This is a genomic window from Streptomyces sp. NBC_01431, assembly GCF_036231355.1.
Taxonomy (GTDB): Bacteria; Actinomycetota; Actinomycetes; order Streptomycetales; family Streptomycetaceae; genus Streptomyces.
Genome location: NZ_CP109496.1, coordinates 2911235 through 2933925 on the forward strand (window position 1 = coordinate 2911235; position 22691 = coordinate 2933925).

A 22691-nucleotide genomic window follows, 5' to 3' on the forward strand; every position below is an offset into this window, starting at 1 on the left:
TGGGATTTGGAGGGGCGCATGTCTGATCTTCCCCGGAAGGCGGTCACCCGGACCGCCAAGCTGGCCGCACTGCCACTTGGCTTCGCGGGCCGGGCCACCTGGGGCCTGGGCAAGCGGATCGGCGGGAGGTCCGCGGAGCTGGTCGCCCGTGAGCTCCAGCAGCGCACCGCGGAACAGCTCTTCAAAGTCCTGGGTGAACTCAAGGGCGGTGCGATGAAGTTCGGGCAGGCACTGTCCGTCTTCGAGTCGGCGCTGCCGGAAGAGGTCGCGGGCCCCTACCGGGCCGCCCTGACCAAGCTCCAGGAGGCGGCGCCCCCGATGCCGACCCGCACGGTCCATGCCGTACTGGAGGAGCGGATCGGCGCGGACTGGCGGGAGTTGTTCCTGGAGTTCGAGGAGAAGCCGGCCGCTGCCGCGTCGATCGGGCAGGTGCACCGCGCGGTCTGGCACGACGGGCGCGAGGTGGCCGTCAAGGTGCAGTACCCGGGAGCGGGCGAGGCGCTGCTCTCGGATCTGACCCAGCTCAGCCGGTTCGCCCGGCTGCTCGGGCCACTGATTCCGGGGATGGACATCAAGCCGCTCATCGCCGAGCTCCGCGACCGGGTCTCGGAGGAACTCGACTACGAACTGGAGGCGCGGGCCCAGCGGGAACACGCGGCGGAGTTCGCGGGCGACGCCGATGTGGTGGTGCCCGACGTGGTGCACCAGTGCGACCAGGTGCTGGTCACCGAATGGATCGACGGGATACCCCTGTCGGAGGTCATCAACGACGGAACCCCCGAACAGCGGGACAGAGCGGGGCAGTTGCTGACCCGGTTCCTGTTCTCGGGACCGGCCAGGACCGGTCTGCTGCACGCCGATCCGCATCCGGGCAACTTCCGGCTGCTCCCGCCACAGAAGCCGACCGGCTCGTGGCGGCTCGGTGTCCTGGACTTCGGCACGGTCGACCGGCTGCCCGGCGGGCTGCCCCGCACCATCGGTGAATCACTGCGGATGACGCTGGAGGGCGAGGCCGAGGCGGTGTACGAGCTGCTGTGCGGGGAGGGCTTCGTCAAGGAGTCCATCGACCTCGACCCGGACGCGGTGCTCGACTATCTGCTTCCGATCATCGAGCCGGCGCAGGCCGACGAGTTCACCTTCAGCCGGTCGTGGATGCGCGGGCAGGCCGCCCGGATCGCCGATCCCCGCTCCCCCGCGCATCAGTTGGGCAAGCGGCTCAATCTGCCGCCTTCGTATCTGCTGATACACCGCGTGACGCTGTCCACCATCGGGGTGCTCTGTCAGCTGGACGCGACGGTACGGATGCGGGACGAGCTGGAGAAGTGGATGCCCGGGTTCCTGGCGGACGCACCCCCGGCGGTGGAGCCGCAGGCGGTCGAGGAGGCGTGAGCGAGGCCGGGGCAAGGGTCGGACACCGCGCTCCTACCACCAGGCGGAGTCGAGCCTGCCCTCGATGGCCCTGATGTTGGTGCGGGCGCAGTCGTCGCAGTAGTAGCGGCCGGTACCGTTCTCGACCGAGTAGGTCCAGGTCGGCGGCGGGCCCTCGGCAGGGGCCGGGGTCCCGCAACGAGCGCACACGATGGTTTCGGCCACAGGCCGATTCTGGTCGTCCACCTCGCGACGATACCGCCGCGCCCGGCGCTTTGGCAGCCACAACGCACCGCGGGGACCGGCCCGTTCGGACCGATCCCCGCATGTAGTTTCCGGCTGCCCGGCCGACCGTCAGTGCATGACGGCCATGGCCAGGGCGCGGCGGGCGCGCAGCGACGCGCGCTCGGCGCGTCGCTGCATCCGCCGGGCGGCGACCAGGCGCAGCGCCTGGCGCTCCGCCTCGGCTTCCCGCCGGAGCTGATGCATATGCGCACGGGCCAGGGCTTCTGGCATGAGTTGCATTTCGAGGGTCCTGTTCTGACGCGACTCGTTCGCGCCGGTGGTGGTGAAGTCTGGGGTCGCGGAGCCGGTGGGCTCGTTGGCGGACGTCGTCATCGGGGCCTGCTTCTGGGGGTCGTTCGTTCGGGGATGGTCGATGGTGCCCGGCCGGTTCATGCGGCGACCGGGTTCTTGCGCGGACGGCCACGCGGCCGCTTGCGGGCAACGACAACACCCTGGACGAAGAGCTCGCCGCCCCAGACGCCCCACGGCTCGCGCCGCTCCTTGGCGCCGGCGAGGCAGGCGGCCATCAGGGGGCAGGTCTGGCAGAGGGACTTGGCGTACTCGACATCGGCCGGCGACTCGGCGAAGAAGACCTCCGGGTCGAAGGAACGGCAGGGGACGGGCACGCCGAGGTTCTCGATGGCGTCGTCGAGCGCGGTGAGCGCGGTGAGGGGAGTCAAGGCGGGGTCCTCCGTGAGACCGGGCGGGGGAAGAGTCGGGGCGGGCGGTACGGACGGGGCGTGCGCTTCGAGTTGCACGGTGGTTTCTCTTCCTCGTCTTGTTCGGCTGTGTCGGTCCGGCCGGTCGGCCGGGTGCGGCTGGTACCGAGGCCCCCTTCGCTCCGTCCATCCCGTTCGGGACAAACAGAAGGGCCGCGGATCCCGGGTGGGGTTCCGCGGCCCTGAAGGCGCCTGCCTGATCTGGATCAGGCTGGATCACTCCAGGGTTCGAGCCCACGGAAGGCCCACATCGTGTGGTGCTGGTACTGCTTCGTCTGCTTCTCGGCTCCGGCACCGGTCGCCGCAAAGGCGTGGGCCTGAGCCCGTCCCTTCGCTACTGCTGCTCCCGGCGCCTGGATCGGTCGCTCATTGCGCTCATCACGCACGGGGAGGCTCGCCAGGGGCGCCGGGATGGCGGCGGGAAGGCCGACCAGACCGGAGACGCCGGTGGACAGACCGGTGCCCTGGAACGAGGAGCCGAGCGTGCAGGCGGCGACGGCCGAGCGGTCCGTCACTTTGGTGCTGATGAAGCTGGTGATCTCGATGTAGCTGGCCACTGGTCTCGCCTCCTCTCGGCGTCTCGGGGACTTCGGCCCGGGGGCCTGATCCCATGCGTATTCGGATAAGTACAGCTAAGTACAGCACGGAGACCGGGCTTCGGAGAAGCTCCCGTTTCCGTGGTTAAGAACCTATGGGGATTCCTGGGGCGGGCGCAAACTATTTTTTCGACGAGTTTTCAAGAGGTCGCCTCGTCGTCTCCGCCAGGCGTCTCACCTGCGCAGATGGCCAGGACATCGGTGCCGAAGCGGTCCAGCTTGCGGGCGCCGACGCCGGAGATCACCGCGAGCTCGTGGCCACTGGAGGGCACGGCCTCCGCGATCGCCATGAGCGTCTTGTCCGTGAAGATCACGTACGGCGGCATGCCCAGCTCCTTCGCCTGGTGGGAGCGCCAGTCGCGGAGCCGCTCGTACAGCGCCTCGTCCATGTCCGAGGGGCAGTCCTCGCAGCGCATCAGCTTCATCTCGCCGGCTTCGGTGAGTGTTTTCCCGCACACCCGGCACAGCACCGGCCCCCGGCGGGTGCGCTTGCGGGCGGCGGGGCCGCGCTCGATGCCGCCCGCGCCACCCGCCACCGAGCGTGCCCCGCGACCCGCCGAGCCCGGCCGCAGGCCGTTGAGGAAGCGGCTGGCGCGGCGGGAGGCCCGGCCCCCGGGAGAGCGCGAGAGCGACCAGGACAGCGCGAGGTGGACCCGGGCGCGGGTGACGCCGACGTACAGCAGCCGGCGCTCCTCCTCGACCTGTTCGTCCGTCTTGGCGTACGTGATCGGCATCATGCCCTCGGTGAGGCCGACCAGGAACACGGCGTCCCACTCCAGGCCCTTGGCCGCGTGCAGCGAGGCGAGGGTGACGCCCTCGACGGTCGGGGCGTGCTGGGCGGCGGCGCGCTCGTCGAGCTCGGCCACCAGGTCGGAGAGGGTCGCGCCCGGCTTGGCCCGCTCGTAGTCCTCGGCGAGGCGGACCAGGGCGGCAAGCGACTCCCACTTGTCGCGGACGGCTCCCGAGCCCGCCGGGGCCACGGCCGTCCAGCCCTTGGTGCCGAGCACCGCCCGCACCTGGGACGGAAGGTCCACGGCGTCATCCAGCAGCGAGTCGTTGCCCCCGGCGCGGGCGGCGCCGCGCAGGGCGATGCCGGCCTCCCTGACCTCGGGCCGCTCGAAGAACCGCTCGGCGCCACGCAGCTGGTAGGCCACGCCCGCGTCCGCGAGGGCCTGCTCGTAGATCTCGGACTGGGCGTTGATGCGGTAGAGCACGGCGATCTGGCCGGCCGAGACCCCGGAGGCGATGAGGTCGCGGATGCGCCGGGCGACGCCCTCGGCCTCGGCGGGCTCGTCGCCGTACTCCGTATAGACCGGCTCGGGCCCCGCCTCGCGCTGTGAGACCAGTTCGAGCCGGTGCTCGGCGGCGCGGCCGCTCGCCTGGCCGAGCAGCCCGTTGGCGAGGTGCACCACCTGGGGGGTGGAGCGGTAGTCCCGCACCAGCTTCACCACGGTCGCGCCCGGGTGGCGGGTGCGGAAGTTCAGCAGGTGGTCGGGGGTGGCGCCGGTGAAGGAGTAGATGGTCTGGCTGGCGTCGCCGACGACGCACAGGTTGTCCCGCTCGCCCAGCCACAGTTCCAGGAGGCGCTGCTGGAGGGGGCTGACGTCCTGGTACTCGTCCACCACGAAGTGCTGGTACTGGCGGCGGATCTGGTCCGCGATGTCGTGCCGGTCCTGGAGCACGCCGACCGTGAGCAGCAGCACGTCCTCGAAGTCGATCACGCCGCGGTCCTGTTTGAGCTGCTCGTACATCGCGTAGATCTGGGCGATCTCGGCTGGGTCGCGGGGCGCGTCCCGGTGCAGTTTGGCGGCGGCCGCCGGGTAGTCGGCGGGCACGGTCTGGGTGACCTTGGCCCATTCGATCTCGCCCGTCACATCGCGCAGTTCGTTGCGGTCGAGCCGGATCCGGCAGCGGGCGCCCGCCTCGGCGACCAGTTGGACCTTGCGCTCGACGAGCCGGGGCAGCTCGCCGCCGACCGCCTTGGGCCAGAAGTACTGGAGCTGGCGCAGCGCGGCGGAGTGGAAGGTGCGGGCCTGGACGCCGCCCGCGCCGAGCTGGCGCAGCCGGCCGCGCATCTCGCCGGCCGCGCGGTTGGTGAACGTGACGGCCAGCACGCTGGACGGCTGGAGGATCCCGGCGCGCACCCCGTAGGCGATCCGGTGGGTGATCGCGCGGGTCTTGCCGGTGCCGGCGCCGGCCAGCACGCACACCGGGCCGTTCAGGGCCGTCGCGACCTCGCGCTGCTCGGGGTCGAGCCCGTCGAGCACCGCGTCGGCCGTCTCGGGGACCTGCGGGAAGAGAGTGGAGTGCGTTGCTGCTGTCACCCCGCCATGCTGCCAGGTCGGCGGGGACGGATGCGCCGCGTTGTCCACAGGGGGCGCCCGCAGTCGTACTAATCCGAACCCGGCGCCCGGCCGCGCCCGGTCACCGGCCCGCCTGCGACCGGCCCGAAGCGGGCAGGCCCGCCGTCATTGGCGATTGGGTCACATACGGGAATGGCGACCGGATCCCGTACGTTCTACGGCCTGCGGGACCGCATTCGGCGGGGGCGCATTCGGCGATACAGAGGAGCGCGAGAGACATGCCGGGCACTGTGACGATGTACAGCACCACCTGGTGCGGCTATTGCCAGCGGCTGAAGAAGCAGATGGACCGCGAGGGCATCGCGTACACCGAGGTCAACATCGAGCACGACTCCGAGTCGGCGGCGTTCGTGGAGAAGGCCAACGGCGGCAACCAGACGGTCCCCACCGTCCTCTTCCACGACGGCTCGACGCTCACCAACCCGTCGCTCGCGCAGGTCAAGCAGAAGATCGGCGTCTGACGCCGGTCGGCCCCACGCTCTGCCGAAGGCCCCGTCCGCATGCCGGATAGGGGCCTTCGGTGTGGGCGGACCGGGTCGGTGGGTCCCTTCGCACGAACGGGTCAGTGGGTCGGCCTCGGGAGGGGCTCGCCGTACCAGAGCTCGATGAGCCGGGCCGCGATCGAGATGCCGTACGGCGGCAGGACCTCGCCGGACACGAAGGCGGCGGCCAGGTCTTCGCGGGAGAACCAGCGGGCCTCGTGGATCTCCTCGCCGTCCACGTTGATCTCGGACGAGGTGGCCTGCGCCATGAAGCCGAGCATGAGGCTGGACGGGAAGGGCCAGGGCTGGCTGGCCACGTACTCGACCGGGCCGACGGTGACTCCGGCCTCCTCGAAGACCTCGCGGCGGACCGACTGCTCGATGGATTCGCCCGGCTCGACGAAGCCCGCCAGGGTGGAGAAACGGCCTTCGGGCCAGTGGACCTGGCGGCCGAGCAGCGCGCGGTCGTGCTCGTCGGTGACCAGCATGATGACCGCGGGGTCGGTGCGCGGGTAGTGCTCGGCTCCGCAGGCCGGGCAACGGCGGATGTGTCCGGCCGCCGCGATGACGGTGCGCTCGCCACAGCGGGAGCAGAACCGGTGCAGGCGCTGCCAGTTCTCCAGGGCGACCGCGTGCACCAGCAGACCCGCGTCGCGGGGCGACAGGAGCAGCCCCGCCTCGCGCAGCCCGGCCGGGCGGGCCGACTGGTCCATGCGGCCGGGCAGGGCGTCCTTCTGGAGGGCGAAGTAGCTGACGCCGTCCTCGTCGGTGCCCAGGAAGTAGCGGTGGGTCTCGGTGACCGGGGCCTCGAAGGCCGGGGTCATGACGAGCTCGGTGCGGCCCTCGGGGGTGTCGTCGATCAGGGCCTGGCCGCCCGACACCACGAACACCCGGGTCATCGGGTGGCTCCAGGCTGCCGCCAGCCAGGCCTCGTCGAGGCGGTGGTGGGCGGCACGGTCGATGCCGCTGTACTCGGTGAGGCCGATGGGCGTGGCGAGCCCGGTCGGCCGGTCCGTGATGGTTTCACTGCTGGTGGTGCTCACAGGTGCTTCCAACTCCCCCGGGTGGATGGTGTGTTCAGCGATGTCTGTCAGCCGGTGGCTCAGGCTGGTGGTTCAGGCTGTCGTGGCGGCCGGGGTGCCCGGCGCACCGGATCCGAGGTCGCTCCACAGGTGGGCGGTGGTCTCGACGCCCTTGAACAGAAGGTCCAGTTCGATCTTCTCGTTGGGGGCGTGCCAGCCGTCGGAGGGGACCGAGATCCCGAGGAAGAGGACGGGCGCGGCCAGCACGTCCTGGAGGTCGGCGGCGGGGCCCGAGCCTCCCTCACGGGTGAAGCGGACCTTCTTGCCGAAGGCCTCGCCCATGGCGCGTACGACCGACCGCAGTGCCGGGTGGCCGAGCGGGGTCAGACAGGGACGGGTGCCCGCGCTCCAGGTGATCTCATGCCCGATCCCGGCGGGGACCCGCTCGGCGACCCAGGCCGTGACGAGCTTCTCGATCCGCTCGGGGTCCTGGCCCGCGACCAGGCGGAACGACAGCTTCACCATCGCCGACGAGGGGATGATCGTCTTGCCGCCGGGGCCCTGGTAGCCGCCGCCGATGCCGTTGACCTCGGCGGTCGGGCGGGCCCAGAGCCGCTCAAGGGTGGAGAACCCGGCCTCGCCGACGGCCGCCCCCGACTTGGCGGTGCGCAGCCATTCGGCCTCGTCGAAGGGGAGCTCCGCGAACAGCTCGCGCTCGGCGTCGGTCAGCTCGGCGACGCCGTCGTAGAAACCCGGCACGGTGACGCGCTCCTCGGCGTCGTGCAGGGCAGCGACCAGGCGGGCGGCGGCCGTCGCCGGGTTGGGCACGGCACCGCCGAAGGAGCCGGAGTGGATGTCCTGGGCGGGGCCGTACAGCCGGATCTCGCACTCCGCGAGGCCGCGCATGCCGGTACAGACGGTGGGGGTGTCCTTCGACCACATGCCGGTGTCGGACACGATCACCGTGTCGGCCGCGAGGCGCTCGGCGTGCTGCTCGACCAGGGCCCGGAAGTGCGGCGAACCGGACTCCTCCTCGCCCTCGATCAGGAGCTTCAGGTTGACGGCGGGGGCGGTGCGGCCGGTGGCGGCCAGGTGTGCGCGGACCCCGAGGGTGTGGAAGAACACCTGGCCCTTGTCGTCGGCGGCGCCCCGCGCATACATCCGGCCGTCGGTGATGACCGGCTCGAACGGGTCGGTGTGCCAGCCGTCCTCGCGGGCCGCGGGCTGCACGTCGTGGTGTCCGTACACCAGGACGGTGGGCGCGCCCGGCTCACCGGACGGCCACTCGGCGTAGACGGCCGGGGCGCCCGGGGTTGGGAGGATCTCGGCGACCGGGAACCCGGTCTCCCTGAGCTTGGCGGCGAGCCAGTCGGCGCTGCGCCGTACGTCCGCGTCGTGGTCGGGCTGGGCCGACACGGACGGGATGCGCAGCCACTGTGCGAGGTCGCCGAGGAAGGCGGCACGGTGCTGCTCGATGTACGTGCGCACCGTCTCGGTGGCGGTCTGGACGGCGCTGTCCGGGGTCTCGCTCATGTCCTTGAGCCTATCCGCCCGGAGGTGGTGGCTCGTCCTGCGGTCCGCTCCTCGGACTGCGCCCGAGCAGGATGTCCTCCAGCTCCGCGCGGCCCGGCAGCCGGGCCGGGCGCACCGTCTCACCTGTGCGTACGTACACGAACGAGGCCTCCACCGCCTCCAGCGGGATGCCCAGCTGCTCGGCCCAGGCGACCCGGTAGACCGCCAGCTGGAGGGGGTCGGCGGTGGCTTCGCGTCCGGTCTTCCAGTCCACGATCTCGTACCTGGCGAAGGCTCCGTCGCCCTCCTTGTACACGGCGTCGATCCGGCCCCGGACCACCCGGCCCGCGAGGGCCAGCTGGATCGGGGCCTCGGTGCGAAATGGGGTGCGGGTCGCGTACGGACTGCGCTCGAAGGCCTCTTTGAGGGCGGCGAGGTCCCGCTCGTCCGCGATGTCGGCCTCGCTGTCGTCCGCCCCGGGCAGCTCGTCGGGGCCGAGCATGGGCAGCGGGAGCTCCTCGAAGCGGGACTCCACCCAGGCGTGGAACCGGGTGCCCCGGCGGGCGGCCGGCTGCGGGCGGCGCGGCATGGGGCGGGCCAGGTCCTTGGCGAAGCCGTCGGGGTCGGCGGCGAGCCGCAACAGCTCGGACGCGGTGAGGGAGGACGGCACCGGAACGTCGCGGGTGGTGGCGCGGGCCCGCCGGAGTTCGGTGGTGAGCGCCTCCAGGTCGCGGTCCCAGGAATGCAGGGTGCGGCGGTCCTCGGGGGCGAGGCGTGGGGCGGGGATCGCCACGGGAGCGGGAGCGGGAGCATGTTCGCGGGCGCCGGTGTCGGTGCCGGGGGCGCTGCGGGCGTGCTCGGGCCGGGATTGTGCGACGTGGGCTTCGCCCAGCGGGCCGAGCTCGGCGGCCGGGACACCGTGCGCCCCGGTGGCCGGGCGCTCCTTGGGCAGCAGGTCCCAGTCGTCGGCCAGTTCGGCGGAATCGGCCGGATCGGCGGGGGCGTCGAACTCCTCGTCGTCCGGAGGGAACGGTTCACCCTCGTAAGGCGCCTCGCCGTCCGGCGGGGACAGCTCGCCCTCGTAAGACAGCTCGCCGTCCGGCGGGGACAGCTCGCCCTCGTAAGACAGCTCGTCGCCCAAAGGGAACGGCTCGCCCTCGTAAGAGGTGTCGTCGGACGCCGACTCCCTCGCTGCCTGGGCCGCCGCCCCCGCCGCCAAGTGGGCCAGGACCCGCTCGGCCGCGGCGCGGCGGCGGGCCAGGGACGCCGGGTCCAGGGGGAGTGGCCAGGCGTGGCTGGACGCGGACTCGTGGAGGGCCGGGTTCTCGGCGCCCTCGGCGGGTTCGTCCGCCCACGCCTCGATCTCACCGTGGCCGGCCGCGCAGTGCTCGTACAGCGCGTGCAGGAAGGCGGAGGGGCCCCGGGGCTTCTTCTGGCTGGGGCCCCACCAGTGGCCGGAGCCGAGGAGCAGGGTGCGGGGACGGGTGAACGTGACGTATCCCAGGCGCAGTTCCTCGGTGTGCTGGTGGTCCTTCATGGCCTCCTTGAAGGACTTGAGGCCCTTGGCGTCCCACTCCTCGACGGCGGGAAGCGTCAGGGCGTCGCCGCGCAGCGCGTGCGGCAGGACCTTGGCCTGGGCGGTCCAGGCCTCCCTCGACTGGGTGGAGGGGAACGTCGCGGTGACCAGACCGGGGACGGCGACCACGTCCCATTCCAGGCCCTTGGACTTGTGGGCGGTGAGGACCTTCACCGTGTTCTCGCCGCCGGGCAGCGCGTTGTCCAGGCCCTTCTCGTACTGGGCGGCCGTCCGCAGGAAGCCGAGGAAGGCGAGCAGGGACGCCTCGCCGTCGAGCGCGGCGAAGCCGGCCGCCGTGTCGAGGAACCCGGAGAGCGTCTCGCGACGGCGGGCGGCCAGCGCGTGCGGCGACGCCGAGAGTTCGACTTCGAGGCCCGTGACGGTCAGGACGCGGTGCAGTACGTCCATGAGCGGATCGGCGAGCGAGCGGCGCAGGTCGCGCAGTTCGGCGGCGAGCCGGGCGAAGCGGACGCGGGCCTCGGCGGAGAAGGGGAGTTCGTCGTCCCCGGTGCTTTCGAGGAAGGTGTCCAGGGCGTCGGCCAGCGAGATCACCTCGGCCGGGTCGACGCCCTCCACGGCGTCGGCGAGACGCTGGTCGGGGTCGTCGGTACCGCTCGGTGCGCGCCGTACCAGGTTGCGGGCGCGGCGGCCGAGCAGCGCCAGGTCCCGGGGGCCGATGCGCCAGCGCGGGCCGGTCAGGATCCGTACCAGGGAGGCGTTGGCGCCCGGGTCCTGGAGGACTTCGCAGACCGCCACGAGGTCGGCGACCTCGGGCAGGTGGAGGAGACCGGAGAGGCCGACGACCTCGACGGGCACGTCGCGGGCCACCAGCGCGCCCTGGATCTGCGGGAAGTCGCCCGCCGTACGGCACAGGACGGCGATCTCGCCGGGCGCCTTGCCGGTGCGCACCAGGTGGGCGATCGAGTCGGCGAGCCACTCGATCTCCTGCTCGTGGGTGTCGAGCAGGGCGATGCGGACGCTGCCGTCCCGCTCGGCGCCGGGCGCCGGGCGCAGCGCCTCGACCCCTTCGTGCATCGAACGCAGCGGCGCGGCAAGGGAGTTGGCGAGATCCAGGAGGCGGCCGCCGCTGCGGCGGTTCTCGGAGAGGGAGTATCGGGTGGCGGGGGTGCCGTCGGCGTACGGGAAGTGGCGGGGGAAGTCGTCGAGGTTGGCGACCGAGGCGCCGCGCCAGCCGTAGATGGCCTGGCAGGGGTCGCCGACCGCGGTCACGGCGTGGCCGGTGCCGCCGCCGAAGAGCGCGGCAAGTAGTCGGCGCTGGGCGACGGAGGTGTCCTGGTACTCGTCCAGGAGCACCACCTTGAACTCCTCGCGCAGGATCCGGCCGACCTCGGGCCGGGTGAGGGCGAGCTCGGCGGACAGTGCGATCTGGTCGCCGAAGTCCAGCAGGTCGCGGCTCTTCTTGGCGGCGCGGTAGCGGGTGGTGAGGTCCAGCAGTTCGAGCCGGGCCGCGGCGGCCTCGGGGACCTTGCGCAGATCGGCGTTGGTGAGCTTGGCGCTCTCCAGGGTGCGCCGCAGGTCCCGGTCGTACGCGGCGAGCTGTTCGGGTCGTACGAGGTGTTCCGCGAGCTCGGCGTCGAGCGCGAGGAGGTCGCTGACCAGGGAGGCGAACGACTTGGTCAACGTCGGGTACGGGCCCGGGGCCTCGCGGAGCACGCGGGCGGCGAGCTGGAAGCGGGTGGCGTCGGCGAGCAGCCGGGATGTGGGCTCCAGGCCTATGCGCAGGCCGTGGTCGGTCAGGAGCCGGCCGGCGAAGGCGTGGTACGTGGAGATGCCGGGCTCGCCCTGCTCCGGGTCCGGGGCGTCCGGGTCGGTGATGCCCGCCCTGATCAGCGCGGTGCGCACGCGGTCGGCGAGCTCGCCCGCGGCCTTGTTGGTGAAGGTCAGGCCCAGGACCTGCTCGGGTGCGACCTGGCCGGTGCCCACCAGCCACACGACGCGGGCCGCCATGACCGTGGTCTTGCCGGAGCCGGCTCCGGCCACGATGACCTGCGGGGCGGGCGGGGCAATGATACAGGCCGTCTGCTCCGGGGTGAAGGGGATGCCGAGCAGCTCTTTGAGCTGCTCGGGGTCGCTGAGGTGGGTGGGCACGTTGAAAAGGGTAGTGGGGGGTGCTGACAGTGGGGGTTCGTGTGGGTTCGGGTGCGGGTGGGGGCGCCTGCGGCTGGCTTTGCCGCACCCCCGCCCCTTCCCGAAACCCTCCGGGGGCGGGGGTCGGAGGAAGGGCGCTTCCGGGGGCTGCACCCCGGGCCCCCGCGGGGCTCCGCCCGGACCCCGCTACTCCACCACCTGCCGCCCCTCCGGCTGGGCCGTGCACGACGCCCGGAACGTGCAGTGCGTGCAGTGCGTGCCGGGGGTCGGGGTGAAGTGTTCGTCCAGGACCCGGCCCGCGGCTGTGGCCAGCAGGTCGCCCACCCACTCGCCCGCCAGCGGCTGCTGCGCCTGGACCTTGGGGTAGGCGTCGCCGCCCTCGCGTTTGGGGGCGCTCTGGCGCAGGTGGACGAGTTCGGCGCCGCCGGGGTCGGGGCGGCGGCCGTCGAAGGCCTCGTCGACCGCGCCCTCGCGGACGGCGAGCTGGTAGACGGCGAGCTGCGGATGCGCGGCGACCTCGGCGGCGGTGGGCGCCTGCTTGCCGGTCTTGAAGTCGACGACGTAGGCGCGGCCCTCGACGTCCTGCTCGACCCGGTCCATGGAGCCACGGATGCGCACCGCGTACTCGCCCGCCTCCAGGGTCACGTCGAAGTCGTGTTCCGTGGCGACCGGAGTGCGGCCCGCACGGTCCAGGGTGTGCCACTGGAGGAAGCGTTCCAGGGCTGCGCGGGCGTTCTGCTTCTCCTGGACGGACTTCCAGGGCGCGTCGAAGGCGAGCGCGTCCCATACCGAGTCGAGGCGCTCCATCAGGACGGCGAGGTCGGCGGGCGTACGGCCGGAGGCGACCTCGTCGGCCAGGACGTGCACCACGTTGCCGAAGCCCTGCGCCGCGGTGGCGGGCGAGTCGGCCTTCACCTCGCGGCCCAGGAACCACTGGAGCGCACAGGTGTTGGCGAGTTGGTCGAGGGCGCTGCCGGACAGCACGACTGGGGCACCGCGGTCGCGCAGCGGAACCTCCGAACGGGTCGGCTCGTACAGGCCCCACCAGCGGTAGGGGTGCGCCGCGGGGACCAGCGGCTGGCCCTCGTCGTCGGTGAGCGCGGCCAGCCGGGCGAGGCGCTCGGCTGCCGCCTCGCGCAGCGCGTCGGAGGCCTCGGGGTCGACGGTGGTGGCGCGCAGTTCGGCGACCAGCGGGGCGACGGCTAGGGGACGGCGGGGGCGGCCGGTGGTGTCGCGCGGCTCGACGCCGAGCTCGGTCAGAAAGCGGGAGGGCTGGTCGCCGTCCTCGGCCGGGGCCTTGACGGCGGTGACGATCAGGCGGTCGCGGGCGCGGGTGGCCGCGACGTAGAAGAGGCGCCGTTCCTCGGCGAGGAGCGCGCCCGGGGTGAGCGGCTCGGCCAGGCCGTCGCGGCCGATGCGGTCGGCTTCGAGGAGGGAGCCGCGGCGGCGCAGGTCGGGCCAGAGTCCTTCCTGGACGCCGGCGACCACCACCAGGCTCCACTCCAGGCCCTTGGCTCGGTGGGCGGTCATGACGCGTACCGCGTCCGGGCGGGCGGCGCCGCGGGTCAGGGTGTCGGCCGCTATGTCCTGGGCGTCGACCTCTTCGAGGAAGTTCAGCGCGCCCCGGCCGCCGGTGCGCTCCTCCGCGCGGGCCGCGGTGTCGAACAGGGCGCAGACCGCGTCGAGATCGCGGTCGGCGTTGCGTCCGCCCGCTCCGCCGCGCAGCGCCGCGCGCTCCAGGCGCTGCGGCCAGGGGGTGCCGTTCCACAGCTCCCACAGGGCCTCGGCCGCGGTGCCGCCGCCCGCCAGGAGTTCGCGGGCCTTGCGCAGCAGCGCGCCGAGGCGCTGGGCACCGCGGGCATACGAGGGGTCGTGCGCGACGAGCCGTTCGGGCTCGGCGAGGGCACGGGCGAGCAATACGTCCGAGGGGGCCGGGAGGCGGGTGCCCGAGGCCCGCTCCTCGTCGCGCAGGGCGCGGGCCAGGCGGCGCAGGTCGGCGGTGTCCATGCCGCCGAGCGGGGAGGTGAGCAGGGTGTGCGCGGTCTCGGGGTCGAGCCAGGCGGGCGCCGGGTCCTCACCCCCGGCGGCCTGGTCCTCGGTCTCCCCCGAAGCCTCGGCTGGGTTCGCGGCCCGCGCCGCAGCGGCCGAACCCGCCAGCGCCGCCTCCGCCACCGCCCGCAGCGCGGTCAACAGCGGCGCAACCGCCGGTTCGTGGCGCAGCGGGGTGTCCGCTCCCGAGGTGTCCAGGGGGATGCCCGCCGCGGTCAGGGCGCGGCGCAGCGCCGGGATGGTGCGGGTGCCCGCCCGGACCAGGACCGCCATCTCCCGCCAGGGGACGCCCTCTTCGAGGTGGGCGCGGCGCAGCAGGTCCGCGATGTTGTCCAGCTCGGTGGAGGCCGTGGGGTACGTGTAGGCCTCCACGCGGCCGCCCGCGCGCGTGGGCGTCAACTCTCGGTGCGCGCGGACCTGCTCGGCGGGCAGTCTCGGCAGCGGCATGCGGCGGGTCAGCAGCCGGGTCGCTTCGAGCAGGGCCTTGCCGGAGCGGCGGGAGGTGGTGAGGACCTCGACCGGCGCCGGGGTTCCGTCCGTGCGGGCGAAGGCGTCGGGGAAGCCGAGGATGCCGTTGATGTCGGCGCCGCGGAACGTGTAGATCGACTGGTCGGGGTCGCCGAAGGCGACCAGCGTGCCACCGCCGCCGGCCAGCGCCCGCAGCAGCCGCACCTGCGCCGGGTCGGTGTCCTGGTACTCGTCGACGAACACCGCGTCGTAGCAGGGCAGCGCGACGCGCTCGGCGAGCAGCACCGCGCGGTGTACGAGTTCCGCGTAGTCCAGGATGCCCTGGAGGTCGAGGACGTCGAGGTATTCGGCGAGGAACGCCGATGCCGCCGTCCAGTCCGGGCGCCCGGCCCGCCGGGCGAAGTCGGCCAGCGCGTCGGGGCCGAGGCCCAGTTCGCGGCTGCGGGCGAGCACCGCGCGCACCTCATCGGCGAAGCCGCGCGTGGTCAGGCAGGCGCGCAGTTCGTCGGGCCAGCCCACCCGCGCGAGACCGGTGCGCTCCAGGTCGAGCTGGCCGGCCAGCAGGTCGCGTACAGCCACGTCCTGTTCGGGACCGGACAGCAGGCGCAGCGGCTCACGGAACAGCTCGGCGTCCTGGTGCGCGCGGACCAGGGCGTAGCAGTACGAGTGGAAGGTCGTGGCCTGCGGGCTCTTCGCGCCCGCGCCCAGCCGCAGCGCCATCCGGTCGCGGAGCTCGACCGCGGCTTTGCGGCTGAAGGTGAGGACCAGGATGCGTTCGGGGTCGGCGCCCGCCGCCACCCGGGCCGCGACCGCCTCGACCAGGGTGGTGGTCTTGCCGGTGCCGGGCCCCGCGAGCACCAGAAGCGGACCCGAACGGTGGTCAACCACCCTGCGCTGGGCTGCGTCAAGGACAGGGGGGTCCACCGGGTCCGGCAAGGTACGCACCAGTCGGTACGCGCCGGGGGTCCGCCGCCGTACCTGCTGGTACGTCGTACGCCCGGTGGAGGAGGAGGAGCTCACGTGGATCGCCGGTCCTGGTGGGTGTGCTGGTCGTGATGGTGATGAAGAGGTCCGCGCCGCGGGTGCGGGCCCTCGACGGTACGCCCAACCGCGCCGGGAACGCAGCGAGTCATCCGTACGGTCCTCAGTCCACCCCCGGCGGCGCCGGATGGCGGAAGCTGTCACACATGAGCCGCTTCGCCGCCGGTCTTGCCGCCGGAGCCGTCCCAGCGGGCCCGCTTCATGTCGAGCCGCGGCAGATGGCCGTCGGCGGACCGGCCCGCCTCGCGCAGCGGGGTGGCCTCGTCCCGGTAGTGCTCCAGGGCGCGCAGTTCGTGGCCGGGCAGCAGCGCGCCGTCCGCCCGCACCACCCGCCACCACGGCACGGCGCCGCCGTACAGCGCCATGACGCGGCCGACCTGGCGCGGCCCGCCGGCGCCCAGCCATTCGGCAACGTCGCCGTACGTCATCACCCGGCCGGGCGGAATGTGCTCGGCGACGTCCAGTACCCGTTCCGCGTATTCCGGGAGCTCGGGGGGCGCCGCATCCGCCCGGTCCCTGTGGTCCTCGCTCATCCGCTCCATCCTGCCGTACGCCACCGACACCCGGCCCGGAACCGGCACGGGCGGCGGCAAAGGGGCGCAACTCACACCGCGCACCCCCGGCCAATGCACCCTGATGCCCCCCGTGGGCCCCTGGTCATGCCACCATCGTGCGGGCGGTGACCGGTGATACGAGACAGAGACAAGACGGACGAGACAGCGAAGGAGCGGGGCGTGCAGCCACCCGACGCGGCGGCAAGCAGCACCCCTGAGACGGGGCGGCGCCCCGTCGCACCCGAACCCCCCGAGCCGACGCCCGAAGCCGCGCCCGCCCCCGCCGGCAGCCCCGCCGGACCCGGCGCCGAGAGCCGCGAAGAGCACGATGACCGCGAGGTGCGCGGGCGCCGGGAAGACGCACGGCGCCGCGAAGAGGGGGCGCCTGAAGCCCACAGCGGCAAGGAGAAGCCTGGCAGCACGAGGAGCCCCGCCAGCCCCAAAGAGCCCGGCGGCCCGGAGAAGCCCCGCGGCCCCGAGGACCCCGCCAGCCCCAAGGATCCCGGCAGCCCTGTAGGACCTACCAGTCACAAGGACCCCGGCAGCCCGGACAAGCCCAACAGTCCGCAGGACCCCGCCAACCCCAAAGTGCCCGGCAGCCCGGAGAAGCCCCGCGGCGCGGACGCCACCCCCGGCCCCGAGAAGCCCAGCGGCGCCGAGGAGCCCGGCAGTACGGGGAAGCCCCGCAGCGCGGAGAGTGGGCGAAAGGGGGCCGGCGGTCGGTGTGACGAGGCCGTCGGGTCCATCGAGCGCGTCTCCGTCGACGAGCCGCTGCTGCCCGCCAGGGTGCACCGCCCATCGGATCTGCTGCGGCTGCTCACCGGTGTGCTCGCCATCGCCGTCGTCCTCGCCATCGCCGCGTTCGCGCACGGCACGACGTCCGGTCTGGAAGACGACATCACCAAGGGGACCGGCGGCACCCCCGACGTACTGATCCGCCTCGCGGGTCTGACCTCCAGCATCGCCGTCCTGGTGCTGCCCGTCGCCTTCGCCATCGAGCGGCTGATCAAACGGGACGGACTGCGGATCGCCGACGGCGTACTGGCCGCGGTCCTCGCGCACGGCGTCGCCCTCGCCACGGACCTGTGGGTCGCCAAGTCCGCACCGGGCTCCATCACCGAGGCGCTGACCCGGCAGTCCCCCACCGGTGGCCTCACCGATCCCGTACACGGCTATCTCGCCCCCGTCATCGCCTACATGACCGCGGTCGGGATGGCCCGCAGACCCCGGTGGCGGGTGGCGCTGTGGGCGGTACTGCTGCTGAACTCCTTCGCCGTGCTCGTCGGCGGGCAGACCACACCGTTCTCGATCATCGTGACGATCCTGATCGGCTGGACCGTCGCGTACGGCACCCTCTACGCGGTCGGCTCGCCCAATGTGCGGCCCACCGGGCAGACCCTGCTCGCCGGGCTGCGGCACGTCGGCTTCAACCCGGTGACGGCGATGCGCGCCGAGGACGTACCGGACTCGATGGAGCAGGGCGAGCGCGGCCGGCGTTATCTGGTCACGCTGGAGGACGGACCCCCGCTCGATGTGACGGTGGTCGACCGCGAGCAGCAGGCGCAGGGCTTCTTCTACCGGGTGTGGCGCCGTCTGACGCTGCGCTCCATCACCACCCGCCGCTCCATCCAGTCGCTGCGCCAGGCCCTGGAGCAGGAGGCGCTCCTCGCGTACGCGGCGATCGCGGCCGGGGCGAACGCGCCCAAGCTGATCGCCACCTCCGAGCTCGGCCCGGACGCCGTGATGCTGGTGTACGAGCACACCGGCGGCCGCTCCCTGGACTCGCTGGAGGACAAGGAGATCACCGACGAGCTGCTGCGCGAGACCTGGCGGCAGGTGGACGCGCTCCAGTCCCGGCGGATCGCGCACCGCAGGCTGGCCGGCGACGCCATCCTGGTGGATCGTTCCGGCAGGGTGATCGTGACCGATCTGCGCGGCGGTGAGATCGCGGCCGGCGACATCGTGCTGCGGATGGACATCGCCCAAATGCTCACTGCGCTCGGCCTGCGGGTCGGCGCCGAACGCTCGGTCGCCTCCGCCCTCGCTGTGCTCGGCCCGGACGCGGTGGCCGACAGCCTCCCCCTGCTTCAGCCGATCGCGCTCCCGCGCTCCACCCGCGCGACGCTGCGCAAGCTCGGCCGGGAGCAGGCCCAGCGCGAGCGCGAGGCGGTCATCGAGGCGTCGGACGCGGCGAAGGAGGCGAAGGCCGCCGAGGCCGCCGCCGCGAAGGAGGCCGCGGCCCACCCCGAGGCCGTCGCGCCCGCCGACGACCGCAAGGCCGTACGGGCCGAGAAGAAGGCCGAGAAGCTGGCCATCGACGAGGCTCTGGAGGAAGCGCACGAGGACGATCTGCTCACCCAGATCCGCCACCAGGTGCTGCTGATCCGCCCGCAGGCCCCGGTGGAGCCGGTGCGCCTTGAGCGCATCAAGGTGAAGACGCTGATCAGTTTCGTGGCGGGGGCGTTCGCCGCGTACTTCCTCCTGGTGCAGCTCACCAACATCAAGTTCGGCGACCTGATCGCGAACGCCCAGTGGGGCTGGGTCGCGGCCGCCGCGCTGTTCTCGGCGCTGTCCTACCCGGCGGCGGCGGCCAGCCTGCTCGGCTTCGTCCCCGAGCGGGTGCCGTTCTGGCGGGCGGTCGTCGCCCAGGTCGCGGGGTCGTTCGTGAAGCTGGTGGCACCGGCTGCGGTCGGCGGCGTCGCCCTCAACACGCGGTTCCTCCAGCGCGCGGGGGTGCGCCCGGGGCTCGCGGTGGCGAGTGTCGGCGCGTCGCAGCTGTTCGGGCTCGCCTCGCACATCTCGCTGCTGCTGATCTTCGGCTATGTGACCGGCACCGAGCAGACCTCGGACCTGTCGCCGTCCCGGACGGTCATCGCGGGGCTGCTCACGGCGGCCGTGCTGATCCTGGTGGTGACGGCGGTCCCGTTCCTGCGGAAGTTCGTGGTCAGCCGGGTCCGCTCGCTGTTCGCCGGTGTGGTGCCGCGCATGCTCGACGTGCTCCAGCGGCCGCAGAAACTGGTCACCGGGATCGGCGGCATGCTGCTCCTGACCGGTGTGTTCGTGATGTGCCTCGACGCGTCGATCCGGGCGTTCGGCACCGGAAGCGAGCACACGCTGAGCTATGCGAGCGTGGCGGTGGTCTTCCTGACCGCCAACGCGCTCGGGTCCGCGGCCCCCACACCGGGCGGCGTCGGCGCGGTTGAGCTGGCGCTGTCAACGGCGCTGACCATCGCCGGCATGACCGCCGAGACCGCGACTTCCGCAGTGCTGCTGTACCGGCTGCTGACCTTCTGGCTGCCCGTGCTGCCGGGCTGGCTGTGCTTCAACTACCTCACCAGGAAAGGCCAGTTGTAATCGGCCGAGGTCAGCGACTCGGCCGCGGACGGTGTGGGGCCGGGTCGCGCAGTCGCCCGCACCCCTTCACGCGCTGATTCGCCCCGGTCTCCCGCGGTCCCGCCGGGCCGGGGCCGAACCGCACCCAGCCCGGGGCGCGGGGCCGCAACGACATGCGCCCTCGGCGGCCCGCACCCGGCGCTCCAGCGGGGTGAGGGGATGCCCCCACAGGTGGTGCCGAACGGGCGGATGGGCGGGAAAACTCCCCCCATCGCCCCTCACCACGCGCACCCCCCGCGTCCCCGCCCCAGGATGGGGGGATGGAACACCACCCTGCCCCGCGGAAGCGGACCCTGGCCGCCGCGTTCAGCGCTGCCGCCGTACTGCTCGCCGCCGTCGGCTGTTCCGGCGGGGGCAAGGACGCCAACGGGGTCGGCTCCGGCACCGCCGACCAGGCCGAGCTCGCCACGCAGAAGCTGAGCTGGAAGGCGTGCTCCGCGCCCACCCCGGCGCAGGGCAGCGGCTCCGCCCCCTCTCCGCTGCCCGGGGGCGCCCAGTGGAAGTGCGCCACGATGAAGGCGCCGCTCGACTACAACGACCCGCACGCCGGCACCGTCGACCTCGCCCTGATCCGCGCCGAGGCCCGTGACAAGAACAACCGCATCGGCTCGCTCGTCTTCAACTTCGGCGGCCCCGGCGGCTCGGGCGTGAGCACCCTGCCCGCCGCCGCGGGCGACTACGAGGCCCTGCGGGCCCGCTACGACCTGGTCAGCTTCGACCCGCGCGGGGTCGGCGCCAGCGCCCCCGTGCGCTGCGAGAACGACTCCCAGCTCGACACCTACTTCGCCCAGGACGCCACCCCCGACGACGCGACCGAGGAGAAGTCGTACGTCGAGGGCCTCAAGTCGTTCGCCACCGCCTGCCAGGACAACTCCGGCAAGGTGCTCCCCCACGTCGGCACCACCGACGCCGCCCGCGACATGGACCTGCTGCGGCAGGTGCTCGGCGACAAGAAGCTGTACTACATGGGGATTTCGTACGGGACCGAGCTCGGCGGCGTCTACGCCCACCTGTTCCCGAAGCACGTCGGACGGGCCGTCTTCGACGCCGTGGTCGACCCCACCAGCAACGCCGAGCAGGGCGCGCTCGGCCAGGCCAAGGGCTTCCAGCTCGCCCTCGACAACTTCGCGCAGGACTGCGTCAACCGCGGTGACAAGTGCCTGCTGCGCGGCGCCAACGTCAAGGAGGTCGAGGACGTCATCGTCAAGCTGCTCGCCGATCTCGACAAGAATCCCATCCCGGCCGGCAACAGCGGCCGCCAGCTCACCCAGACGCAGGCCACCAACGGCATCGCCCAGGCCCTCTACTCCAAGGAGTACTGGCAGCTGCTCGAACAGGGCGTCGATGAGGCGGAGGGCGGGAACGGCGCCCTGCTCCTGGCGCTGTCGGACGCCATGAACGGGCGCGGCAAGGACGGCACGTACAGCAACATCCAGGCGGCCAACGCCGCCGTCAACTGTGCTGATTTCAAGGAGCGTTACTCACTGGACCAAACGAAGGCCAAGCTCCCCGAGTTCCAGCGCGCCTCGGCCGTCTTCGGCAGCTTCATGGGGTGGGGGCTCATGGGCTGTACCGAGTGGCCGGTGGCCGGACAGTGGGAAACCCCCGACGTCAGCGCGCCCGGCGCCGCTCCCATCGTGGTCATCGGCAACACCGGCGACCCGGCGACCCCGTACGCGGGCGCCAGGAACATGGTGGACAAGCTGGGCCCGGGGGTCGGCGTGGAGCTCACGTACAAGGGCCAGGGCCACGGCGCGTACAACAGCGGCAACAAGTGCGTGCAGGGCGCGGTGAACGCGTATCTCCTGGACGGCAAGGTCCCGGCCGCGGGCACGGTCTGCCAGTAGCGGCACGGCGAAGGGGGCCGGCCCGCACGCGAAGTGCGGGCCGGCCCCCCTTGTCCTGCGGGGCGCTGGGCTGCCACCGCGGCGCGACCGGCCACCGACGGTGCCCAGCCGCAGACCGCGCCTCAGTAGATCGGCTTCTCCGGCTCGATCTGGTTGACCCAGCCGATCACGCCGCCGCCCACGTGCACCGCGTCCGCGAAGCCCGCGGCCTTGAGGACCGCGAGGACCTCCGCCGAGCGGACGCCCGTCTTGCAGTGCAGGACGATGCGCTTGTCCTGGGGCAGCGACTCAAGGGCCGTGCCCATCAGGAACTCGTTCTTCGGGATCAGCCTGGCGCCCGGGATCGAGACGATCTCGTACTCGTTCGGCTCGCGGACGTCGATGATCTCGATCTTCTCGTCGGCGTCGATCCACTCCTTGAGCTGCTTGGGAGTGATCGTGGCTCCGAGCGCCGCCTCCTGGGCCTCCTCGGACACGACGCCACAGAAGGCCTCGTAGTCGATGAGTTCGGTGACGGTCGCGTTCGGGCCGCAGACCGCGCAGTCGGGGTCCTTGCGGACCTTGACCTGGCGGTACTGCATCTCCAGGGCGTCGTAGATCATCAGGCGGCCGACCAGCGGTTCGCCGACGCCCGTGAGGACCTTGATCGCCTCGGTCACCTGGATCGAGCCGATCGACGCGCAGAGCACGCCGAGCACGCCGCCCTCGGCGCAGCTCGGGACCATGCCCGGCGGCGGGGGCTCCGGGTAGAGGCAGCGGTAGCAGGGGCCGTGCTCGGACCAGAAGACCGAGGCCTGGCCGTCGAAGCGGTAGATCGAACCCCAGACGTACGGCTTGTTCAGGAGCACGCACGCGTCGTTGACGAGGTAGCGCGTCGCGAAGTTGTCCGTGCCGTCCACGATCAGGTCGTACTGGCTGAAGATGTCCATCACGTTCTCGGCTTCGAGCCGCTCTTCGTGCAGGACCACGTTCACGTACGGGTTGATGCCGAGCACGGAGTCACGCGCGGACTCCGCCTTCGAACGGCCGATGTCGGCCTGGCTGTGGATGATCTGGCGCTGGAGGTTCGACTCGTCGACCTCGTCGAACTCCACGATGCCGAGCGTGCCGACACCGGCGGCGGCCAGGTACATCAGGGCCGGGGAGCCGAGCCCGCCGGCGCCCACGGCGAGCACCTTCGCGTTCTTCAGCCGCTTCTGCCCGTCCATCCCGACGTCGGGGATGATCAGGTGGCGCGAATACCTGCGGACCTCGTCTACGGTGAGCTCAGCTGCTGGCTCGACCAGGGGTGGCAGCGACACGGAAAC

General features: G+C 72.5%; 15 protein-coding genes. 4 read left to right on the top strand and 11 right to left on the bottom strand.

All coding sequences use genetic code 11. From position 1 onward, the window contains the following. The first annotated feature begins 18 nt into the window (after positions 1-18). Entirely contained in the window at positions 19-1389 is a 1371-nt protein-coding gene (locus OG522_RS13225) for an ABC1 kinase family protein (RefSeq protein ID WP_329463170.1), read from the top strand. Positions 1390-1422: 33 nt separating this feature from the next. Here the strand turns inward: OG522_RS13225 and OG522_RS13230 are convergent, their stop codons facing one another. From OG522_RS13230 to OG522_RS13250, 5 genes are all read right to left on the bottom strand, one after another. Beyond that, positions 1423-1614 (bottom strand): hypothetical protein, encoded by a 192-nt coding sequence (locus OG522_RS13230; protein ID WP_329463171.1) that lies wholly within the window; start codon positions 1612-1614, stop codon positions 1423-1425. A 108-nt stretch (positions 1615-1722) separates the two neighbouring features. After that, positions 1723-2046 (bottom strand): hypothetical protein, encoded by a 324-nt coding sequence (locus tag OG522_RS13235; protein ID WP_329463172.1) that lies wholly within the window; start codon positions 2044-2046, stop codon positions 1723-1725. Further along, positions 2043-2411, bottom strand: a complete 369-nt coding sequence (locus OG522_RS13240; RefSeq protein ID WP_053729898.1) for a WhiB family transcriptional regulator — start codon at positions 2409-2411, stop codon at positions 2043-2045. Before OG522_RS13240 ends, OG522_RS13235 begins: the two co-directional genes overlap by 4 nt. A 167-nt stretch (positions 2412-2578) precedes the next feature. After that, positions 2579-2911: a hypothetical protein gene (locus OG522_RS13245; protein ID WP_329467566.1), complete on the bottom strand. Its 333-nt coding sequence runs from the start codon at positions 2909-2911 to the stop codon at positions 2579-2581. 197 nt (positions 2912-3108) lie between these two features. Further along, the gene (locus tag OG522_RS13250; protein ID WP_329463173.1) at positions 3109-5292 is read right to left on the bottom strand and encodes an ATP-dependent DNA helicase UvrD2; all 2184 of its coding nucleotides are present in this window, start codon (positions 5290-5292) and stop codon (positions 3109-3111) included. 257 nt (positions 5293-5549) lie between these two features. On the opposite strand from OG522_RS13250, the gene OG522_RS13255 reads away from it, so the two are divergent. Then, positions 5550-5792 carry a mycoredoxin gene (locus tag OG522_RS13255; protein WP_329463174.1) on the top strand — a complete coding sequence of 81 codons (243 nt, stop codon included), beginning with the start codon at positions 5550-5552 and terminating at the stop codon, positions 5790-5792. 101 nt (positions 5793-5893) lie between these two features. Here the strand turns inward: OG522_RS13255 and nudC are convergent, their stop codons facing one another. The 5 genes from nudC to OG522_RS13280 all read right to left on the bottom strand — a co-directional run bounded on the left by nudC (position 5894) and on the right by OG522_RS13280 (position 16123). Beyond that, positions 5894-6856, bottom strand: coding sequence for an NAD(+) diphosphatase (nudC, locus tag OG522_RS13260; RefSeq protein WP_443074691.1), 963 nt, complete (start codon positions 6854-6856; stop codon positions 5894-5896). 72 nt (positions 6857-6928) lie between these two features. Beyond that, entirely contained in the window at positions 6929-8368 is a 1440-nt protein-coding gene (locus OG522_RS13265) for a dipeptidase (protein WP_329463175.1), read from the bottom strand. A 10-nt stretch (positions 8369-8378) separates the two neighbouring features. Further along, a complete protein-coding gene (locus tag OG522_RS13270) occupies positions 8379-12032 on the bottom strand; it encodes a UvrD-helicase domain-containing protein (protein WP_329463176.1) in 3654 nt (1217 codons plus the stop codon). 186 nt (positions 12033-12218) lie between these two features. Beyond that, a complete protein-coding gene (locus OG522_RS13275; RefSeq protein WP_329463178.1) occupies positions 12219-15569 on the bottom strand; it encodes an ATP-dependent helicase in 3351 nt (1116 codons plus the stop codon). Positions 15570-15730: 161 nt separating this feature from the next. Then, complete coding sequence (locus tag OG522_RS13280) at positions 15731-16123, bottom strand: MGMT family protein (protein WP_382812797.1); 393 nt, start codon at positions 16121-16123, stop codon at positions 15731-15733. A 201-nt stretch (positions 16124-16324) separates the two neighbouring features. Here OG522_RS13280 and OG522_RS13285 point away from each other — a divergent pair, with 201 nt between their 5' ends. Both OG522_RS13285 and OG522_RS13290 read left to right on the top strand, forming a co-directional pair. Further along, positions 16325-19498, top strand: coding sequence for a lysylphosphatidylglycerol synthase domain-containing protein (locus tag OG522_RS13285; RefSeq protein WP_443074692.1), 3174 nt, complete (start codon positions 16325-16327; stop codon positions 19496-19498). Between the two features lie 299 nt (positions 19499-19797). Continuing rightward, positions 19798-21384 carry an alpha/beta hydrolase gene (locus OG522_RS13290; protein ID WP_329463179.1) on the top strand — a complete coding sequence of 529 codons (1587 nt, stop codon included), beginning with the start codon at positions 19798-19800 and terminating at the stop codon, positions 21382-21384. Positions 21385-21506: 122 nt separating this feature from the next. Here OG522_RS13290 and moeZ read toward each other — a convergent pair whose 3' ends face one another. Then, positions 21507-22685, bottom strand: coding sequence for an adenylyltransferase/sulfurtransferase MoeZ (gene moeZ / locus OG522_RS13295; protein ID WP_329463180.1), 1179 nt, complete (start codon positions 22683-22685; stop codon positions 21507-21509). Positions 22686-22691: the final 6 nt, after the last annotated feature.